The 19,173-nt window shown below is 75.6% G+C and carries 15 protein-coding genes; 8 read left to right on the forward strand and 7 right to left on the reverse strand.

What is annotated here, in order from left to right:
• The first annotated feature begins 32 nt into the window (after positions 1 to 32).
• The 6 genes from ACIA8Q_RS04200 (at position 33) to ACIA8Q_RS04225 (ending at position 6,509) form a co-directional block, all read left to right on the forward strand.
• Positions 33 to 317: a hypothetical protein gene (locus tag ACIA8Q_RS04200; protein ID WP_360219835.1), complete on the forward strand. Its 285-nt coding sequence runs from the start codon at positions 33 to 35 to the stop codon at positions 315 to 317.
• 35 nt (positions 318 to 352) lie between these two features.
• On the forward strand, positions 353 to 730 hold the full coding sequence (locus tag ACIA8Q_RS04205) for a TadE/TadG family type IV pilus assembly protein (RefSeq protein WP_360219832.1): 378 nt from the start codon (positions 353 to 355) through the stop codon (positions 728 to 730).
• A complete protein-coding gene (locus ACIA8Q_RS04210; protein WP_360219829.1) occupies positions 727 to 1,218 on the forward strand; it encodes a TadE/TadG family type IV pilus assembly protein in 492 nt (163 codons plus the stop codon). Before ACIA8Q_RS04205 ends, ACIA8Q_RS04210 begins: the two co-directional genes overlap by 4 nt.
• Positions 1,219 to 1,543: 325 nt before the next feature.
• The gene (locus tag ACIA8Q_RS04215; protein ID WP_360219826.1) at positions 1,544 to 1,990 is read left to right on the forward strand and encodes a hypothetical protein; all 447 of its coding nucleotides are present in this window, start codon (positions 1,544 to 1,546) and stop codon (positions 1,988 to 1,990) included.
• Positions 1,990 to 6,105, forward strand: a complete 4,116-nt coding sequence (locus ACIA8Q_RS04220; RefSeq protein WP_396316727.1) for a LysM peptidoglycan-binding domain-containing protein — start codon at positions 1,990 to 1,992, stop codon at positions 6,103 to 6,105. Before ACIA8Q_RS04215 ends, ACIA8Q_RS04220 begins: the two co-directional genes overlap by 1 nt.
• 119 nt (positions 6,106 to 6,224) lie before the next feature.
• Positions 6,225 to 6,509, forward strand: coding sequence for a hypothetical protein (locus ACIA8Q_RS04225; protein WP_360219820.1), 285 nt, complete (start codon positions 6,225 to 6,227; stop codon positions 6,507 to 6,509).
• A gap of 74 nt (positions 6,510 to 6,583) precedes the next feature.
• On the opposite strand, the gene ACIA8Q_RS04230 is transcribed toward ACIA8Q_RS04225, so the two are convergent.
• Positions 6,584 to 7,117: an HAD domain-containing protein gene (locus ACIA8Q_RS04230; protein ID WP_360219817.1), complete on the reverse strand. Its 534-nt coding sequence runs from the start codon at positions 7,115 to 7,117 to the stop codon at positions 6,584 to 6,586.
• 411 nt (positions 7,118 to 7,528) lie between these two features.
• On the opposite strand from ACIA8Q_RS04230, the gene ACIA8Q_RS04235 reads away from it, so the two are divergent.
• Positions 7,529 to 9,697 (forward strand): hypothetical protein, encoded by a 2,169-nt coding sequence (locus ACIA8Q_RS04235; RefSeq protein WP_396316728.1) that lies wholly within the window; start codon positions 7,529 to 7,531, stop codon positions 9,695 to 9,697.
• Positions 9,698 to 9,903: 206 nt separating this feature from the next.
• Here the strand turns inward: ACIA8Q_RS04235 and ACIA8Q_RS04240 are convergent, their stop codons facing one another.
• From ACIA8Q_RS04240 to ACIA8Q_RS04255, 4 genes are all read right to left on the reverse strand, one after another.
• On the reverse strand, positions 9,904 to 11,274 hold the full coding sequence (locus tag ACIA8Q_RS04240) for a S53 family peptidase (RefSeq protein ID WP_360220731.1): 1,371 nt from the start codon (positions 11,272 to 11,274) through the stop codon (positions 9,904 to 9,906).
• A gap of 353 nt (positions 11,275 to 11,627) precedes the next feature.
• Positions 11,628 to 12,407, reverse strand: a complete 780-nt coding sequence (locus tag ACIA8Q_RS04245) for a beta-ketoacyl-ACP reductase (protein ID WP_360220728.1) — start codon at positions 12,405 to 12,407, stop codon at positions 11,628 to 11,630.
• Positions 12,408 to 12,420: 13 nt separating this feature from the next.
• Complete coding sequence (locus ACIA8Q_RS04250; RefSeq protein ID WP_360220725.1) at positions 12,421 to 13,623, reverse strand: acetyl-CoA C-acyltransferase; 1,203 nt, start codon at positions 13,621 to 13,623, stop codon at positions 12,421 to 12,423.
• Between the two features lie 263 nt (positions 13,624 to 13,886).
• Positions 13,887 to 15,050: an acyl-CoA dehydrogenase family protein gene (locus tag ACIA8Q_RS04255; RefSeq protein ID WP_360220722.1), complete on the reverse strand. Its 1,164-nt coding sequence runs from the start codon at positions 15,048 to 15,050 to the stop codon at positions 13,887 to 13,889.
• Positions 15,051 to 15,218: 168 nt separating this feature from the next.
• Between ACIA8Q_RS04255 and ACIA8Q_RS04260 the strand changes: the two genes are divergently transcribed.
• Positions 15,219 to 16,037: a TetR/AcrR family transcriptional regulator gene (locus tag ACIA8Q_RS04260; RefSeq protein ID WP_360220719.1), complete on the forward strand. Its 819-nt coding sequence runs from the start codon at positions 15,219 to 15,221 to the stop codon at positions 16,035 to 16,037.
• Between the two features lie 136 nt (positions 16,038 to 16,173).
• On the opposite strand, the gene ACIA8Q_RS04265 is transcribed toward ACIA8Q_RS04260, so the two are convergent.
• A complete protein-coding gene (locus ACIA8Q_RS04265; protein WP_360220734.1) occupies positions 16,174 to 17,277 on the reverse strand; it encodes a nitric oxide synthase oxygenase in 1,104 nt (367 codons plus the stop codon).
• A gap of 414 nt (positions 17,278 to 17,691) precedes the next feature.
• Entirely contained in the window at positions 17,692 to 19,119 is a 1,428-nt protein-coding gene (locus ACIA8Q_RS04270) for a sugar porter family MFS transporter (RefSeq protein WP_396316766.1), read from the reverse strand.
• Positions 19,120 to 19,173: the final 54 nt, after the last annotated feature.

Genomic DNA, 19,173 nt, shown 5'->3' on the forward strand with positions numbered 1-19,173 from the left:
CTGCCTCACACCACACCCCCGGGAGACCCGAAATGACCGTCCGACTCGCCCATCTGGCAGGCCGACTGCTGCGGCCCGTCCTGCTGCCCGTGCAGTTCGCCCTGCTGCTGTTCACCCTCCGGCTCGGCCGGCTGCGCGCCGCCCGCGCGCGCGGCGACCGCGGCGCCATCAGCATCGAACTCGCGCTCGCCATCATCGCGCTGGTGTTCGTCGCCGGTGCCGTCGCGACCGCGCTGTACCTGCTGAAGGACAAGGTCGTGACCAAGGTCGAGCAGGACCCGAACCTGCCGGGCGGCGCGGGCGGCGCCACCAAGTGACGTACCGACCTCGCCGCCGGGGCGACCGGGGGTCGATGAGCGTGAGCCTCGCCATCGTCTTCCCGGTCGTCCTGGTGCTCCTGATGCTCGTCGTCCAGGCCGCGCTGATCTGGTACGACCGGCAGCTCGCGCTCACCGCCGCCCGCGAGGGCGTGGACGCCGGGCGGATCCAGGGCACCGGGGCGGACGAGGTGAAGGACGACTCGGCCCGGCGGCAGGCCCGGGACTTCCTGGACCGGCAGGGCGTGCACGAGTACACGGTGACGACCGACGGCAGCACGGCCGGACTGGTCCGGGTCACCGTCTCGGTGCGGCCGCCACTGCTGATCCCGGGCCTGTCCGCGCCGGCCGTCACCCAGTTCGCCGAGGCGCCGCGCGAGCGCTTCGTGCCGCCGCCGGGGGTGAAGCCGTGAGGCGGCGGCCCGCCGCGGCGGGCGGGGGCGCGGTGCGGCCGGGCCGGCGGGGGCGGTTCGCACCGCGCCGCCGGGACGGCGGCGGGATCGCGATCGAGGCGGCGATCGTCGTGCCGGCGGTGGTCGGGCTGGTCCTGGTCGCCATCGCGGCCGGGCGGGTGCAGACCACCGCCGGCACGGTCGAGGCGGCGGCCCGCGCCGCCGCCCGCACCGCCTCGCTGCAGCGCAGCGTGGACGGCATGACCCAGCCGGCCCGGGAGTCGGCGCTCGACACGCTGCGCCAGCAGGGCGTGTCCTGCCGCGGCTCCGACGTCCGCGTCGTCCCGGGCCAACTGGACCTGCCCGGCGGCACCGTGGCCACCGTCAGGGTGACGGTGGTGTGCGACGTCGAGCTCGCCGACCTGATCGGCGGACCGTCCGGGGTGCCCGTGACCAAGCACCTCGTCGGCGAGTTCACCTCGGTGGTGGACCGCTACCGGGGCACCTGACCGGCGGATGGCGGCACGGGACGCGGCAGGGGCCGCCACGGGGGGCGTGGTGCGGCGGGTGACGGGGGACGCGGTGCGGCCCGCGGTGTCGGACGCGGTCAGGCCCGCGGTGTCCGAAGCGGTTCGGCCCGCGGCCGGGGGCGCGGTGCGGCCCGCGCCGCCGGACGAGGTACGGGTGGTGACGGGGACGCGGTACGGCCCGGGGATTGGGACGGCCCGCGCGGGGGAAACGCAAGCGGAGAGCGCTCGGGGGATGACGCAACGGGACCGGGCGGCGCCCGGTGGGGGCCGGTGGGGAGAACAGGGTGCGGAAGGGGCAGGGGGGATGAGGATGCCCGTCAGGGCGCGGCGCCGCCGCCGGTCGGACCGGGGGGCGGTCGCCCTCTTCGTGGCGATCTGCGCGGCCTACGTCGTGCTCGTCATCGCCCTGGTGATCGACGCCGGCGGCCGACTGCGGGTCGCCGAACGCACCGACGCCTACGCCCAGGAGGCCGCACGGGTCGGCGGACAGCAGCTCGACCAGGCCGCCGTCCTGCAGGGCAAGGGATTCAAGGTCCGGCAGGACTACGTGCGGCAGGCCGCCGACGCCTACCTCGTCCTCTACGGCCTGCGGGTCGGCGAGGTCGAGTTCTCCGGCGACGGCAAGGTCGTCACCGTCACCGTGCAGGCCGACTACCGGCCCGTCCTGCTGGGCGCGTTGGGGGAGCGGAAGGTAACGGGCAAGGGCAGTGCGACCCTCGTCCACGGAGTCGAGAAAGCGGAGACCGACTGATGGCCGCGCCACGTGCCAAGGACCAGGCCCGAACCGCCCCAGGCCGGGCCCCGAGCGGACACCGGGCCGCCCGCGGGCCCGCCGCGCCGGCGCCCCGCCCGCCGCGCGGCCGGGGCCGCGCCGCAGCCCTGATCACCGCGCTCGCCGCGCTGGTCACCCTGCTCGCCCTGCTGGTCGGCGTGCCCACGCTGCTGCTGTACGGCACCCGCGCGGTCGCCGCGATGGGCGAGGTGGCGCCGGACGGCGTCGGTGAGGCGCTCACCGGGCCGGACGACGGGCGGCTGTTCCTGTGGCTGCTGGTGGTGGTCGGCTGGCTGGCCTGGGGCTGCTTCGCGCTCTCCGTCCTGCTGGAGGTCCCGGCCCAGCTGCGCGGCCGGATCGCCCGCCGCATCCCCGCCTTCGGCTGGAGCCAGCGGCTGGCCGCCGGCCTGGTCGGCTCGGTGCTCGCCCTGGTGCCGGTCGCCGGCTCGGCCTTCGCGGCCGTGCCCGCCCACACCGCCAGTGCGCCGGCCCAGGTGACGGCCGGCGTGCAGCGCGCCGCCCTCACCGCCGCCCAGGCCGCACCCGCCCTGGCCCCCGCCGCCGAGCAGCACGCCGGCTACACCGTGCGCGACAGCCGGCCCGCGGACAGCCTGTGGTCCATCGCCGAGCGTCAACTGGGCTCCGGCGAACGGTGGACGGAGATCGCCAAGCTCAACGACGGCAGGGTGATGGACGATTCGGGCACCCGCTTCGACGCCGACCGGCCGATCCAGCCCGGCTGGCAGCTGCTGATGCCGGCGGACGCCAAGGCCGACGACGCGGCGACCCCGGCACCCGCACCCGCCGACACGCCCGCGCCGGGCGGGGCCGACGGCTCCGCGCGGGCCCCGCAGTCCGGGACGGAGCCGGCTCCGGCCGGGCACGGCACGGTGACCGTACGGTCCGGCGACAGCCTCTCCGCCATCGCCCAGCGCGAGTTGGGGGACGCCGAGGCGTGGCCGAAGCTGTTCGAGGCGAACAAGGGGGCGCAGGCCCCCGACGGGGAGCGGCTCACCGACCCCGACGTGGTGGTGCCGGGGATGGTCCTCACCGTGCCGGGGGCCGCCGCACCCGCACCCGCACCCGCACCCGCCCCTTCGCCGGAGCCGGCTCCCGCGCCGCAGCCGGCACCGCCCGCCGACCACGCCCCCGCCGACCACGCGCCCGCGACCCCGGCACCGACCCCGGCCCCGACGCAGGGCGCGCCCGCCCGGTCCGCGCCGGCCACCCCGGCGCCCGCGCCCACCCACGCGCCGGCCCCCGCCGCCCACGCCGAACCGGCCCCCAGTGACGACTACCGGGTGGCCCTCACCGCCTCCACCGTCGGCGTGCTGCTCGCCGCCATCATGATCGGCACCGTCGCCCACAAGCGCGGCACCCAGCAGCGAGCCCGCCGGCCCCGGCACCGCATCACCATGCCGGACGCCGAGGCCGCCGCCTTCGAGAACGAGCTCAGGGCCCGGCAGGACGACGCCGGCCTCGACCTCCTCGACCGCGCCCTGCGCACCATGGCCCGGCACACCGTGCGCGGCGGCAAGCGGCTGCCCGCCATCGTCGCCGCCCGCATCACCCCCGGCCACACCATCGAACTGCACCTGTCCGGCCCGGCCACCCCGATCACGCCGTTCCGCGCCGCGCACGCGGCCAACGTCTGGTGGTGCGGCCCCGACTCCGGGGACCTGCTCAGCGCCGCGCAGGCCCGAAAGACCGCCGCGCCCTACCCCGCCCTGGTCACCCTCGGCACCTCGCCGGACGGTTCCGTCGTGCTCGCCGACCTCGAGGCCGTCCGGCTGCTCCACCTCTCCGGACACCCCGACGACGCCCGCGACGTGCTGCGCACCCTCGCCGTCGAACTCGCCCACAGCCCGCTCGCCGACCGGCTCCACCTGCACCTCGTCGACCTCGCCGAGGAGATCCCGATCAGCGGTCCGGCCGCCGAACGCGTCCACCGCCACCCCACCCTGGAGGCCGCGCTGGCCGCCCTCGGCCCGCGCACCGCCAAGGCCCGCGCCACCCTGGTCGCCGCCGAGGCCGCCAGCCCGCGCGACGCCCGCAGCCGGGGCCAGGCCGACGAGTCCTGGACCCCGGAGATCGTGCTCTGCGCCCAGCAGCCCGGCGGCGGTGTCCCCGCCGAACTGGGCCGGCTGCTCGACGCCCGCCCGCGCACCTGCGTCGCCGTCATCACCCGCGCCCCCGAGCGCGGCACCGGCCCCGTCGCCCGTTGGACCCTGCCGACCACCGGCCAGGCCGCCATCCCCGGGCTGCACCTGACGGTCGAGCTCCAGCGGCTCGACGACCGGCAGTACGACCAGGTCGCCGAACTGCTGCGGGCCGCCGACGACACCACCCAGCACCCCGCCCCGGCCTGGACCCTGGACGGTCCGGGCTTCGACCCCGACGCCGACGACGCGGACACGGCCGAACTGCCCGCCGCCGTCCCCGTCCTGGCCGCCGTCGGCGCTCCGGCGGCCGGCACCGGGGGCGGCACGGACACGGCCGCCGGCCCGCGGCTGCTGGCCCGGGTCATCGGCACCGGCGCCAGCCCCTTCGCGGGCACCGACCCGGCCACGCCCGTCCCGCCGGCCCCGGCGGGGCCGCTTCCCCCGGCCGTCCCGGTGCTCCCGTCCGGCACGGTTTCCCCGGTGGTCCCGGTGCCCTCGTTCGGAGCGGTTCCCCCGCCCGGAGCGGGGAGGCACGTGGTCAACGGGCAGGGGCGGCAGGCCGCGGCGGTGGAGGGCGGGAGCGCGTCGGACCCGGTCGCGGCCGCCGGACCCGCCGCCGGCAGCGGCGCGGACGGCGATCCCGCGCCCGGGTCGGCGGCCGAGCCGGCCACCGACGAGACCACCCGGGACCTGCGCCGACCGGAGGCCGTGGAGGGCACCTCGACGGCCGTCCTGCCGGTCCAGCCGGTCCGGCCGGTGGTGCCCGCGCAGCCGTCCGGTCCTGCCCAGCCCTCCGGTCCTGCGCAGCCGTTCGGTCCCGCGGCGCCCGGTGAGCCCGGCGGATCGCAGCCGGGCGCCGAGCCCACCCCGAACCACCAGCCCGTGCCCGCGCCCACCGGCACCGACCCGCGGATCCCGGACCGCCCCGAGCCCGGCACCGAGCCCGGCACCGGGCCCGGGACCGGGACCGGCACGCCCGAGGCCGTCGGGCCCGGCGCAGGCGGTCCCGGCGCCGTCGGGCCCGAGCCCACCGCGTCCGAGCCCACCGCGGACGGGGCGGTTCACGAGCCCGGCCCCGCCGCCGTCGCCCCGGTCGCGCAGACCACCCCCGGGCGCAGCGACAGCGACGACCTGCTCGCCATCCTCCGCTCCCCGGAGGCGCACGCCACCCGCAACGCCCCCCGGATCCGGCTGCTCGGACCGGTCGACGTCGCCGGTGTCCTCGGCACCGCCGAACCCGGCGCCCTGCCGCGGCTCACCGAACTCGCCGTCTACCTCGCGCTGCGTCCCGGTGCCGACCACCACGCGCTGGACCACGACCTCCACCCGGGCGCCGCCCACCTCGACCCGCACCCCACCGCGGCCGACACCGGGAGCCCGCTGCCCGGCAAACTCGCCGACCTGGCCGCCTGGTTCGGCAGCTCGCCCGAGGGGCGCACCTTCCTGGCCACCGACACCACCGAGGGCTACACCTTCGCCCCGGCCGTCACCTGCGACTGGGACGAGTTCCGCAGCCTCTACCGGCGCGGCATGCGCAGCACCAGCGCCACCGCCGACGCCGCCCTCGCCCACGCCCTGGCCCTGGTCCGCGGCGCCCCGTTCGCCGAGGCGCCCCCCGCCTCCTACGGATGGGCCGAGGCCGAACGCCAGGACATGATCGCCGCCATCGTCGACACCGCCCACGAACTGGCCGCCCGCCGCCTGCAGTACGGCGACCACCGCAGCGCCGAGGCCGCCGTCTTCCGCGGCCTCGCCGTCGCCCCGGACGTCGAACTCCTGCACCGGGACCTCTTCTACGCCTACGCCTCGGCCGGCGCCCGCGACCAGCTCCTGCGCGCCGTCAACCGCCTCGACGCCCTGAGCCGCCGCACCGGCCGCGACCTCGACGCCGACACCGTCGCCCTGCTGCGCGACCTCCTGGCCGGCTCCTGACCCCACGACCCGTCCCGCCTGCTCCCGCTGCCCGGTCGCCCCCCAGGGCGCCGGGCAGCGCCGTGCCCGGGCATGATCGGTGGGGGCAGCACGGTGCCCCGGGGAAGAGGAGCGCAGCCATGACGGAGGAAGCGGATCGGCCGCTCGGTGAACTCCGCCCCGGTGAACGGGTCCGGGTGACGGTCGTCCGCCACCACCCGTGGGGCTTCTCGGCGCGGATCCACGGTTACGAGCCGGTCGGAGCGTCACTGGACCTCATCCGCCGCGGCGGCGAACCCGGGGTGCGCCGTCTCGTGCGGGACCTCCCGGAGGTCGGGAGCTGCGTCGACCTGGTCGTCGGTGAGGTCCGCTCCTGGCACCACGCCCCCTGGATCTGGGTGGACCTCACCGGCCCCGACCGCTGAAGGAGGACCAGGAGGACGGCAGGGTCCGCGGGGCCCGGGAGGCACGGGAGGCCTGCGAGGCTCACGAGCCGCCGTCAACCGGCCCGCAGCCAGGCACTCAGGACGGTGAAGTCGGCGGCGGTGAGCCCCCGTTGGGGGTCGACGCGGTGGAGCAGGGTGCGGGCGGGGGAGTGGGCGGCGACCCAGTGACGGTCCGTCGCGGTGATCTCGTCGTCGACCCAGGCGAAGGGGCGGCCGGCGGCCCGGGCGAGCAGCGTTCGGGTCTTCCAGTGCAGGCCGGGCGGCCCGGCCGGCTCGTCGTCGTCCGTGTCCGGCCAGTCCACCCAGGGGAGTCGGGGGAGGCCGAGCCAGGGCGAGAGGCAGTCGTTGGCGTCGGACCTCCAGGTCGTGGCCCAGACCAGCTCGCAGGGAAGGTCGAGCAGGAGCGGCCCCAGCGCCGGATCCGCCCGGGCCAGCAGCGGGTTGGCGTCCGGGGCGGGAGTGGCGGCGGTGTACGGGCTGCGGTAGGTGCGGTGGCCGCCCGGCGGGGGCGGCCCGAACGGAACGAGGGGTCCGTCGACGTCGAGGAAGAGCAGCGGGAGGAGCGTGGGAACGCCGGAGTCGACCACGAGGGCACCATAACGGGCCGGGCGGGGCGGGATCGGAGACCCGGCCTGGATCGGGTACGCCGGGATCTCGTAGGGTGGCGCGCACGGGAGTGGTGGCAGTCACCACGCAGCAAGGGCATCAGACGCCGCTGGGCGGCGGGGCGGGGCGGTGACCAGAAGATGGCGGCGGAGACGACAGCTGTCCCAGGAGGTCCCGACCCGACGGCGGACCCGGGCCCCTGGGACGCCGTACCGCCGTCCGCCCGCGTCCCCGCCGAGGAGCACCCGCCGGGGCCCGCCGCGCTCTACGAGCCGCCTCCGGTGCCGTCGGCCCCGCCGGCCCTGCCGGCCGTCGCGCCGCAGCCCGGGGCGCCTTCGGCACCGGCGCCCGCCCTGCCGCCGACCGCGCCGACCGGATGGACCGTCACCGGCATGCCCGCGGTGGGCGCGCCGCCGTCCACGGCCACGCCGCTGCCCTTCCCCGTCCCGGGGGCCGGGGCGGTGGGCGCGTTCGGGGCGGCGCCCCGCGGGCGGATCCTGGTCATCGAGGGCGGCTACGGCAACTCCGGCCGCCGCACCTGGGGCCGCGGCGGGCCCGCACAGGCGCCGGTGCTGTCCGCGATGCTTGCCGCCGTGTCCCCGCAGGTGCTGCTCGCCGCGGACGCGGTGGACGCCGTCCACCTGCCCGGCGCCGGCGACCCGCACACCGTCCTGGCCCACCTGCGCGCCGCCTCCCGCCACCCGGGGCCGCTGCTCGTCCACCTGGGCGGGCACATCGTCGCCGACAAGCGCGGCGGCCAGCTCCAGCTCACCCTGCGCGACGCCAAGCAGGACGGGCTGCCCTGGCAGGCCGTCGCGGCCGAGCTGAGCCACCGTCCGGCCGAGTGGCAGACACTGGTCATCGCCGACCTGAGCGCCGACCAGAACGCCTGGCCCTACCTCCAGGGCACCGTCTCGCCGCTCAGCGAGGGCATCCCGCTCTGGGCCGTCGTCAGCCCGGACCCGGAGCAGATCGGCACCTTCACCCGCGCCCTCATCGAAGCCCTGCACGGCGGCCGCCCCGGCGCGGGCGACGTCCTCGCGCCCGAGCAACTGCGGCAGCAGGTGTACTCGGTGCTGCGCCCGGACGTGGTCATCCTGGCCACCCACGCCCCGGACCGTCCCGTCTTCCGCAACACCGCCCGGCGGGGCGACGGCCCGGCGGGCGACGTCCTCGCGCCGGTGGCCGCGGTACCGGTGGATCCGGTACCCACCGGCGCCGCGCTTACCGACGCCCTGCCGGCCGACGCTCCGGCCGTCGCGCCGGTGCCGCGGCCGGTGCGTCAGGACGGGCCGCTGGACGCCGTCGCAGGGCTGCCGGGGTCGGTCCCGGCCCCGGGTTCCGTCCCGGCCCAGGTGCCCGCCGAGGCGTCCGCCCAGGCACCGTCCGCCCAGGCACCGTCCGACGCGCCGGTGACGGCCCTGGTGGTTCCGGGCGGCATGGTGGACCTGGTCAAGCCCGGTGTGCCGCCGACCCCGCCCCGGCCGGCCCGCCCGGTCAGCCTGCGCAAGGGCGAGCCCGCCGGATCCTCGGGCGTGGTCCTGCGCAAGCCCGCCCCGGTGGACGCCGTGCCCGAGGGCGCGGTGCCCGAGGACGCGGCGGCGGCGGGCGTGTCGCTGGCCAAGCCCCGGCCGCAGGCGGAGCCGGCCGTGGCGGCCGAGCACCCGCCCGTCGACGCCACCACGCAGCCCCGGGACGCCGTCCCGGTCGACACCCCGCCCGCCGTCGCGGCACCGCTGGAAGCCACCCCGACGGACGAGGTGCCGGCGGACCGCGCTCCGGCGGACGAGGTATCAACGGATGAGGCCCTGACGGACAGTGCTCCGGCGGACGAGGCGGCGTCAGCGGACGAGGTGCCGGTGGAGGACCGTGCGCCGGAGGAGCCGGCTCCGACCGACAGCGGTCCGGCTCAGGCGGACGGGACACCGGCGGACGCGCTTGCGGTGGACTCGGCGCCGGCGGACGACGCGCCGACGGACCAGGCACCCGCCGCCGAGGTACTCCCGGCCGACGCGCCGACGGACCAGGCACCCGCCGAGGCTCCGGCGGCCGTAGAGGCCCCGCTCGCCGAGGCTCCGGCGGCGGGCCCCCCGCGCGCCGACTACCGCGAGGTGATCGGCCGGATCGTCCGCAGTGCCGACGCAGGGGAGCACGCGGCCGCCACCGACCTCGCCTTCGCGCTCGAACTGGAGGCGATCGCCGAGCACGGTGCCGTCTCCGAGCCGGTCCTGCAGGTCCGTCAGGTCCGGGCGCACGTGTGCCGCCTCGCGGGCAGGCCCGCCGAGGCCGCGGACATCTACCGGGAGGTGGCGCTGACGCTGCTCCGCTCGCAGGGGCCGGACCACCCGGAGACGCAGCAGGCGGCGACCAACGCCGAGGCGTGCTGGCGGTCCGTCCAGGACCGGGCGGTGGCGCTGCGGATCGCGCCGGAGATCATCGAGCTCCGGGCGTATCTGCCGGGGCCGGACGGTCGCAAGCTCCGCGCGGCCGAGCGCTACCTCGCCCAGCTGGCCGCTGCGGCCCCGGCGCCCGCCGGAGCCGCAGCGGCCGAGCACGCCTGAAGCCGGTGGGGCGCCGCACGTGCGGCGCCCCACCGGCTCCGCCGGGCGTACGGACGGCCCGGGCGGCCTGACGAGCGGGGAACGGCGAACGGATGACGGCAGACAGATGACAGCGGACAGATAACAGATGTTGAAATCTGTTATCTGTCCGCTGTTACTTGTTACCTGTTACTCGTCACCTGTCGATCGTCACCCGCGGTGCGCCGTCACCGACCGGCGATGGCGTGGACGAACTTGTTGCCGTCGATGGTGCCCAGGCCGCTGGCGAGGTCGTAGCCCTTGGCGGCGTTGTAGCCGGTGACGCCGTTCCAGCCGTTGTCCCCGTCCTTGACGTCCACGATGCCGCTCCAGTCGCTCGGGAGCAGGTTGAGGCCGTAGAGGCGCCAGTTGAGCTGGCCGAGACGGTGGCCGGCGAGCTGGTCGGCGAGGGCGACGACGCCGGAGAACAGCGGGGTGGCCTCGCTGGTGCCGCCGGTGAGGTGCCAGCCGACCGCGGTCGGGTCGTAGGACTCGTAGGTCCAGGCGGCGCCGTCGACCGCGGCGCTCATGCTGATGTCGGGCGTGCCGCGGTGGTTGCCGGTGACGTTGGCGACGCCGGCCTGGTACCACGGGCGCTCGAAGATGCCGGAGACGCCACCGCCGCCGGCGCCGTACTGGTCGTGCCAGACCTTGTCGGCCGCGGTGCGCTTGCCGCTGTCGTCCAGGGTCAGCTGGGTACCGCCGATGGAGGTGACCAGCGGGTCGGAGGACGGCCACGAGTTGACCTTGTACGGGTACAGGTCGGTGCCGTTGGCCTGCGCGTCGGTGGCGCCGTTGTCGCCGGAGGCGGCGAGCACGGTGACGTTGTGGTCCGCGGCGGCCTGGAAGGCGTAGCGCAGGTCGGTGAGCGACTTGAAGTCGCCCTTGTCGTAGCCCGGGAAGGTGTTCTCGGTGGCGCCGAAGCTCTGCGAGATGACGTCGCCGCGGCCTTCCTTGATGAGGGCCTTCTCGGCGTCCATCATCTCGGGCAGACCGGTGGTGCCCTCGGTCTCGGCGACGCCGGTCTCGACCAGGACGATGTGCGCGTCGGGGGCGACGGCGTGGGCGTACTCGACGTCCAGGGTGGTCTCGCCGGCCCAGCCGGTGTGGTCGGGGTTCTTCGGGTCGAAGACGGGGACGTTGCCCCACTTGACCACCTCGACGTTGGTGTCGGGGATGCCCCACTGCTTGTCGAAGACCTCCAGGTCGTGCTGGATGGTCGGGGAGCCGAAGGAGTCGACGATGACGATCGTGCGGCCCTTGCCGGTGACGCCCTGCTGGTACAGCGGGTCCAGGTTGTAGGCGGTCCGGTACTGCAGCGGCGAGTAGCAGTGGATGCCGATCTGGCTGACGCACTGGGTGGTGCTCAGGGGCACGGGGCGCGCCTGGGCGTTGTGGTGCCCGAAGGAGGCGGGGCGGACGTGGACGCCCGTGAGGTCGTGCGAGGGGGCGGCGGTCGCGGTGCCGACGGCCGGTACGGCGATGGTGCCGGCCGTGAGGGCGGTGGCCCCGACGGCGAGCAGAGCCAGGGCGCGGCGGAGGGTGGCGGGGCTGCCCATGGGACTCCTTGGGACGCTGGGCCCGACCTGGTCCGGTCGGGTCGGTGCGGCCATCCCATCGACTGTCGCATGATCATGCCATAGTCATTTGGTGGGGTCGTCCCACCGGACCATGGTCATGCTCGGCCACGCGAAAAGGTAAAGGCCGTCCCAGGGGAAGGTAACCGCACTCCCCGGACGGTCATGTGATGACACGTCAGCTGAAGCCCGCCGCCGCGGGCGGGCCCGCCGGGACCACCCGACGGGTCCGCCGGGACCACCCGACGGGTCCGCCGGGACCACCCGACGGGTCCGCCGGGACCACCCGACGGGTCCGCCGGGACCACCGGACGGGGCGGGCCCCGCCGCCGGGCCTACCGCGCCCCGCCGTTGACGTACAGCGTCTGCCCGCTGACGTAGGAGGCGTCCTCGCTGGCCAGGAAGGCGACCACCGACGCGATCTCCTCCGGCTGCCCGACGCGGCGCAGCGGGGTCCGGGCGGAGACCTCCTCCTGGTGCTCCTGGGCGGTGCTGCCGACCCGCTCCGCGGTGGCGGCGGTCATCGGGGTGGCGATGTACCCGGGGGCGACGGCGTTGACGTTGATGTTGAACGGCCCGAGTTCGATCGCCAGGGTCGCGGTGAGGCCCTGGATGCCGGCCTTGGCGGCCGCGTAGTTGGCCTGCCCCCGGTTGCCCAGGGCGGAGCGCGAGCTGAGCGAGACGATCTTGCCGTACTTCTGCGCCACCATGTACTTCTGCGCGACGTGGCTGCAGTTGTACGCGCTGGTCAGGTTGACCGTCAGGACGGTGTCCCAGTCGGCCTTCGGCATCTTGAAGAAGAGATTGTCGCGGGTGATCCCGGCGTTGTTGACCAGGATGTGCACCCCGCCGAGGTCCGCCGCGACCTGGGCGAACACCGCCTCCACCGCGTCGTAGTCGGCCACGTCGCAGCCGTAGGCCCGCGCGGTGCCGCCCTTGGCGGTGATCTCGGAGACCGTCCCGGCCGCCCGCTCGGCGGTGAGGTCGACGACGGCGACGACCGCGCCCTCCTCGGCGAGCCGGCGGGCGGTGGCCGCGCCGATGCCCTGCGCGGCTCCGGTGACGACGGCGACCCTGCCGGCGAAGCGGCCTTCGAACCCGTTGACTTCAGTCACTTCGGTCACTCCCTCAGAGGACGTTCTCGACGAGGACGGCGGTGCCCTGACCGACGCCCACACACATGGTGGCCAGTCCGCGCCGCGCGCCGGTGCGGCGCATCCGGTGCAGCAGGGTGGTGAGGATGCGCGCGCCGGATCCGCCCAGCGGGTGGCCGAGCGCGATGGCCCCGCCGGTCGGGTTGACCAGCTCGTCGGCCTGTTCGGGGGTGAACCCGATGCCGTCGGCGGAGGCCAGGGCCTGGGCGGCGAAGGCCTCGTTGAGTTCGGCGGTGTCCAGGTCGGCGAGCGACCAGCCGGCGCGGCCGAGCACCTTCCGGGTGGCCGGCACCGGGCCGATGCCCATGACGTCCGGGTGCACCCCGGCGGAGGCGCCGGCCACGTACCGGCCGAGCGGGCGCAGTCCGAGGTCGTGCAGCGCCTCCTCGCTGACCAGGACGAGCCCGGCCGCGCCGTCGTTCATCGGCGAGGCGTTGCCGGCGGTCACGGTGCCGCCGGGGCGGAAGGCGGGCTTGAGCCGGGCGAGCTTCTCCAGGCTGGTGTCCTCGCGGATGCACTCGTCCTGGTCGACCGTCACGCCGTCCGGGCGCTCGACCGGGATCAGCTCGGCGTCGAAGTGCCCGTCCTTGCGGGCGGCGGCGGCCCGCTGGTGGCTGCGCAGGGCGAAGGCGTCCTGGCGCTCCCGGCCGATGCCGTAGCGGCCGGCCACCTCCTCGGCGGTCTCTCCCATGCTGAGGACGCCGTGGAGTTCGGCCATCCGCGGGTTGGTCAGCCGCCAGCCGAGCCGGGTGTCGTGGGTCTCGATCCGGTGCGGCAGGGCCTCGTCGGGGCGGGGGAGGACGAAGGGGGCGCGGGTCATCGACTCGCAGCCGCCGGCCAGGACGACGTCGGCCTCGCCGGAGCCGATGGCCCGGGCGGCGAGGGTGACGGCCTCCATGCCGGAGGCGCAGAGCCGGTTGACGGTCGCTCCGGGGACGGTGTCCGGGAGGCCGGCCAGCAGGACGGCCATCCGGGCGGCGTTGCGGTTGTCCTCGCCGGCCTGGTTGGCGGCGCCCCAGTAGACGTCGTCGATGCGGGCGGGGTCGAGGGCGGGTACGTCGGCGAGCAGGGCGCGCAGCACGGTGGCCGAGAGGTCGTCCGGCCGGACGGTGGCGAGCGCTCCGCGCAGTCGGCCGATGGGTGTGCGGCGGGCTGCGGCGAAGTAGACGGGACGCACGTCGTCGGGCTCCTATCCGATGGGTCCGGTGGGAGGAACGGTCCGGTGGGGCCGATCGCTCCGGTGGGGAGGTGCGGGGTCGGGGGATGTTCGGTGCGGGGGTGTGGGGCTCTCGGGTGGGCGCGGTGTTCGGGCGGTGGGGCCCTGGACACGAGGCCCGGGACACGGGGTCCGGGCGGTGGGGCCCGGGGCTGGGCCCGGGACACGGGGTCCGGGCGGGTCGGGGCGGCGCGCCCGGGAGGGTTCCCGCGGCGCCGCGCGGGTCAGAAGGCGTTGACGCCGGTGAGGGCGCGGCCGATGAGCAGCTGGTGGATCTGGCTGGTGCCCTCGTAGAGCGTCATCACGCGGGCGTCGCGCAGGTACTTGCCGACGGGGTACTCGTCGATGAAGCCGTAGCCGCCGAACACCTGGAGGGCGTTGTTGGCGGCGCGCACGGCGGCCTCGCTGGCGTGGAGCTTGGCGACGGAGGACTCGGTGGCGAAGGGCAGGCCGCGGTCGATGTGGTCGGCGACCTTCCAGGTGAGCAGCCGGGCGGCCTCGACGTCGACCGCGATGCCGGCCAGCAGTTCCTGGACGAGCTGGTGGGAGGCGATCGGCTTGCCGAACTGCTCGCGCTCGCCCGCGTACCGGACGGCGGCGTCCAGGCAGGCGCGGGCGATGCCGACGCAGCCGGCCGCGACCGACATCCGGCCCTTGGCCAGCGCGGACATCGCCACCCGGAAGCCCCGGCCGACCTCGCCGAGCCGGGCGGTGTCCGGCACCCGGACCTCGTCGAAGGCGAGTTCGGCGGTGGCCTGGCCGCGCAGGCCGAGCTTGCCGTGGATCTCGGTGCGGGTGAAGCCGGGCAGGTCGGTGGGCACGAGGAAGGCGGTGATCCCGCGGTGCCCCTGCCGGTCGGGGTCGTCGCCGCCGGTGCGGGCGAAGACCAGGGCGACGTCGGCCCAGGTGCCGTTGGTGATGAAGGTCTTGGCGCCGCTGATCAGCCAGTCCGAGCCGTCCCGGACGGCTCGGGTGGTGAGGTTGGCCGCGTCGGAGCCGGTGCCGGGTTCGGTGAGCGCGAAGCAGGCGAGCGACTCCCCGGAGGTGAGCCGGGGGAGCCAGTGCCGCTTCTGTTCCTCGGTGCCGTGGGCGTTGACCGACTTGGCGACCAGGCCGAGCGAGACCGAGACGATGCCGCGCACCGCGGAGTCGCCGCGGCCGAGCTCCTCCAGGACGAGGCAGTACGCGAGGTGGTCGCCACCGCTGCCGCCGTACTCCTCGGGGATGGTCAGGCCGAGGAAGCCGAGCCGGGCCAGCTTGCCGATGATCGCGCGGTCGACGGACTCGGCGCGGTCCCAGTCGGCGGCGTATGGGGCGATCTCGCGGTCCGCGAATTCGGCGGCTAGGTCGCGGACGGCGCTCTGCTCCTCGGACAGCTCCAGGTTCACGGTGACTCCTCCACGGCGGTTCCCGGGTTCACGGCGCCTCCCGGCCCGTAAACTAGCGCTGCAAGTTTTACGGGTGGACTGTAGCCCCGGCCGGGCCGCGCTGGGAAGGGGCACCTGCCAGAATCGGTCCCCACCCACCCGACCGGACGAACCGGAGGAGGCATCCCGATGGCCCGCCCGCGCACCCCGCTGCTCAGCCGCGAGCTGATCGTCGCCGCCGCGCTGCGGCTGATCGACGCCGAGGGCCTGGCCGCCCTCTCGACCCGCCGACTGGCCACCGAGCTCTCGGTCAGCGGGCCCTCGCTCTACAACCACGTCGCGACCAAGGACGAACTGCTGGACGCCGTGGTGGACAGCGTGATCGGCGAGGTCGACCTGTCGATGTTCGGCGGCCCGGGCGCAGCTGGCGCTGCTGGTGCCGCCGACACAGCGGCCGTCGGCGACACCGGCGACACCGGCGCCACCGGCGACACCGCCGACGGGGCCGGTCCGGTCCGGCCCGGCACCCCGCCGACCCCCTGGCCGGACGCACTGCGCGACTGGGCCCGCTCCTACCGCGCCGCGCTCGCCGCCCACCCCAACATCGTGCCGGTGCTGGCCCAGGGCCCCGGCCGGCGGCCGAACGCGCTGCGCCTGGCCGACGCCGTGTTCGGCCACCTGGTCGAGGCCGGCTGGCCGCGCGGCCAGGCCACCCGGATCGGCGCGCTGATGCGCTACTTCGTCACCGGCTCGGCGCTGGCCTCCTTCGCGGCCGGCTTCCCGGCGGACGCCGAGGTCTACGACGCGGCGGACTACCCGCACCTCGGCGAGGCGCACCGGCTGGCCGGGCACCGGGGGGCGGTGGACGAAGGGGCCTTCGAGACCGGGCTGGAGGCACTGCTCGACGGACTGGTCCTGCGCTTCGAACGCCTGCAGCGCGTGGAGCGCCCGGAGCAGCCCGAGCAGCACGGGCAGCACGAGCGCGCAGCGCGGTCCAGCGGGCGCTGACGCCCCCGGCCCGGCACCCTCACGCCGGGAGCGCCCTCACACCGGGACCGCCCTCAGGCCGGGACCGCCCTCACCCGGACCGCCGCCCTTACCGGGAGCACCCTCAGGCCGGGACGCCCTCAGGCCGGGACCGCCCTCACCAGGGCTCGCGCGGGACGAAGGCCGGGCGCAGCGACGGGTCCACCGGGTCGTAGTAGCGGTGGTAGACGGGGGTGAGGCCGCCGGAGACCGGTGGCACGATCCAGCTCCAGTCCGCCGGGGTCGGTCGCCCGAGCCGCTTCTCCTGGGCGACGTGCTTGAGGAAACGCTCCGACTCGGTGTGGTGGTCGGCGATCGTCACCCCGGCCTCCTGGAAGGAGTGCAGCACGGCGATGTTGAGCTCGATCAGCGCGCGGTCGCGCCAGAGCGTGCGGTCGCTGGAGGTGTCCAGGCCCAGCCGTTCGGCGACGGTGCCGAGCATGGCGTAGCGGTCGGCGTCGGCGAGGTTGCGGGCGCCGATCTCGGTGCCCATGTACCAGCCGTTGAACGGCGCGGTCGGGTAGCGGACGCCGCCGATCTCCAGCGTCATGTCGCTGATCGCGGGCACCGCGTACCAGCGCAGCCCGAGGTCGGCGAACCAGTCGTACGCGGGGTGGCTCAGCGGCACCTCCAGCGCGGTGTCGTCGGGCAGCCCGTACCAGTCGGGCCGCTCGCCGGGCCGCTCCTGGACCAGCAGCGGCAGCACCTCGAAGCGGTCCTCGGCGCACTTCCAGCCGAGGTCGCGGGCGCGGGCGGTCAGGGCGACGCCGGCCGGGTCGCCGACCACGGCGCCGCCGTCGCGGTGGCCGGCGTAGCGGACCAGCTGCTGGTTGAGGATGCGGGCGGCCGGGCGGCCCGGGCGGTCGGGGGCGAACACCGACACCACCGGGCGGATCCGCCCGCCGTTGCCCGCCAGCCGCAGGTGCTCGAAGCACTCGGCGGCGATGTCGTCGGCCGAACCGAGGTGGCGCAGGTCGCGCACCACCAGGCTGCGCCAGTACAGCCGGCCGATGCAGCGGGCGGCGTTGCGCCAGGCGAGTTTGGCGCCGTAGGCCAGTTCGGCCGGGGTGTGCTCGTAGGTGCCGGTGCGTTCGATCTCGTCGCGGACGGCCCGGAGCCGGTCGTCCGGGGCGCCGGCGGCGGGCTGCTCCCGGTGGAACTGCCGGATGAACTCGGCCGCCTGCTCCTGGTCGGTGAAGGGTGGCGGACCGGCGGGCGGCAGGTCGGGGGACGGCGACGAGTCGGCGCGCGGCGGGCCGGCGTGCGCCGGTTCGGTGGACAGCGGTCCGGTGGACGGAGGTGCGGTGGACGGCACTCCGACGGACGGAGGTGCGGTGGACGGCACTCCGGTGGACGACGGTGCGGTGGACGGCGACGGACCGGTGCGGCGGTCGATCACCGGCGACGGCCCCGGGGCGGTCTGCGGGTGCCCGGCCGGGGCGTGGGCGTACGGACAGGCGCCGGCGGGGGCGGCGGCTGGTCTGCGGGTGCGGAGCCGGTTGAAGATCAAGGACACATCCCTCCTGCCGATCAGGAGTACCGGAGGTGCTCGCGCCACCGCAGGGAGTGAACGATTCGGCCCCCGCACCCGCGCTCATGGCGCTAGGGTGCGGGGGCCGAAGGTCCGACTGTCGGATCAGCCCATGTCCTCCAGCCGGACGCCCTTGGTCTCCTTCATGAACTTCGCGACGAAGACGATCGACAGGGCGGCGAAGGCCGCGTACACCAGGTAGGTCGCGGACAGGTTCCAGCGCGACAGCGACGGGAACGACACGGTGATCGCCCAGTTGGCGAGCCACTGCGCGGAGGCGGCGACGGACAGCGCGGCGGCCCGGACCCGGTTCGGGAACATCTCGCCGAGCATCACCCAGACCACGACGCCCCAGGACATCGCGAAGAACAGCACGAAGGCGTTGGCCGCGACCAGCGCGACGGTGCCCTGCAGGTCGGGCAGCGAGACGTTGTCCCCGCTGCCGGTGGCCGAGGAGAACGCCCAGCCGGCCGCGCCCAGGGCGACGGCCATGCCCGCCGAGCCGATCAGCGCGAGCGGCTTGCGCCCGATCCGGTCCACCAGCAGGATCGCGACCACCGTGCCGAGGATGTTGATGACCGAGCCGACGAAGCTGATCAGCAGCGAGTTGCTCTGGTCGATGCCGACCGACTGCCACAGGATCGACGAGTAGTAGAAGATCACGTTGATGCCGACGAGCTGCTGGAAGACCGACAGGCCGATGCCGACCCAGACGATCGGCAGCAGGCCGAAGCGCCCGTCGAGCAGGTCGCGGAAGCGCGGCCGGTGGTCGGACTCGATCAGCCCCTGGATCTCGGCGATCCGGGCGTCGGCGTCGACGTCCCGGCCCTCGACGTCGGCGAGCACGGCCCGGGCGTCGTCCAGGCGGCCGGCCTGGATCAGGTAGCGCGGGGACTCCGGGATCACCGAGGCGAGCACGAAGTACACGGCGGCCGGGACGACGCAGATCCCGAGCATCCACTGCCAGGCCTCCAGGCCGAGCAGGCGGCCGCGGGTGTCGCCGCCGGCCGCGTCGGCCAGCACCCAGTTGACCAGCTGGGAGATCGCGATGCCGAGCACGATCGCGGCCTGCTGGAACGAGGCCAGCCGGCCCCGGTACCTGGTCGGCGCGACCTCGGCGATGTACGTCGGGGCGATCACCGAGGCGATGCCGATGGCGGCGCCGCCGAGGACGCGCCAGAGGGCGAGGTCCCAGGCGGAGAACGGGAGCATCGAGCCGACGGCGCTGACCGCGAACAGCAGCGCGCCCGCCTTCATCACCTTGATGCGGCCGTAGCGGTCGGCGAACCGGCCGGCCAGTGCGGCGCCGACCGCCGAGCCCAGCAGGGCGGAGGAGACGATCAGGCCGGTCACGCCGTCGCCGACGCCGAACTTCTGCTGGATCCCGGAGACGGCGCCGTTGATCACGGAGCTGTCGTAGCCGAACAGGAAGCCGCCGAGGGCGGCTGCGGCGGTGATGAAGACGACGAAGCCGAGGCGGCCGGGCGCGGAGGCCTCGACCGCCCCGGAGGGCTTCTGGGTGACGCTCACGATCTTGACTCCTGGTACTCAACACTGAGCTCGGTAGCCGAGATCGTAACCCCTTTT

It is taken from the genome of Kitasatospora sp. NPDC051705, assembly GCF_044453265.1.
Lineage (GTDB): Bacteria > Actinomycetota > Actinomycetes > Streptomycetales > Streptomycetaceae > Kitasatospora.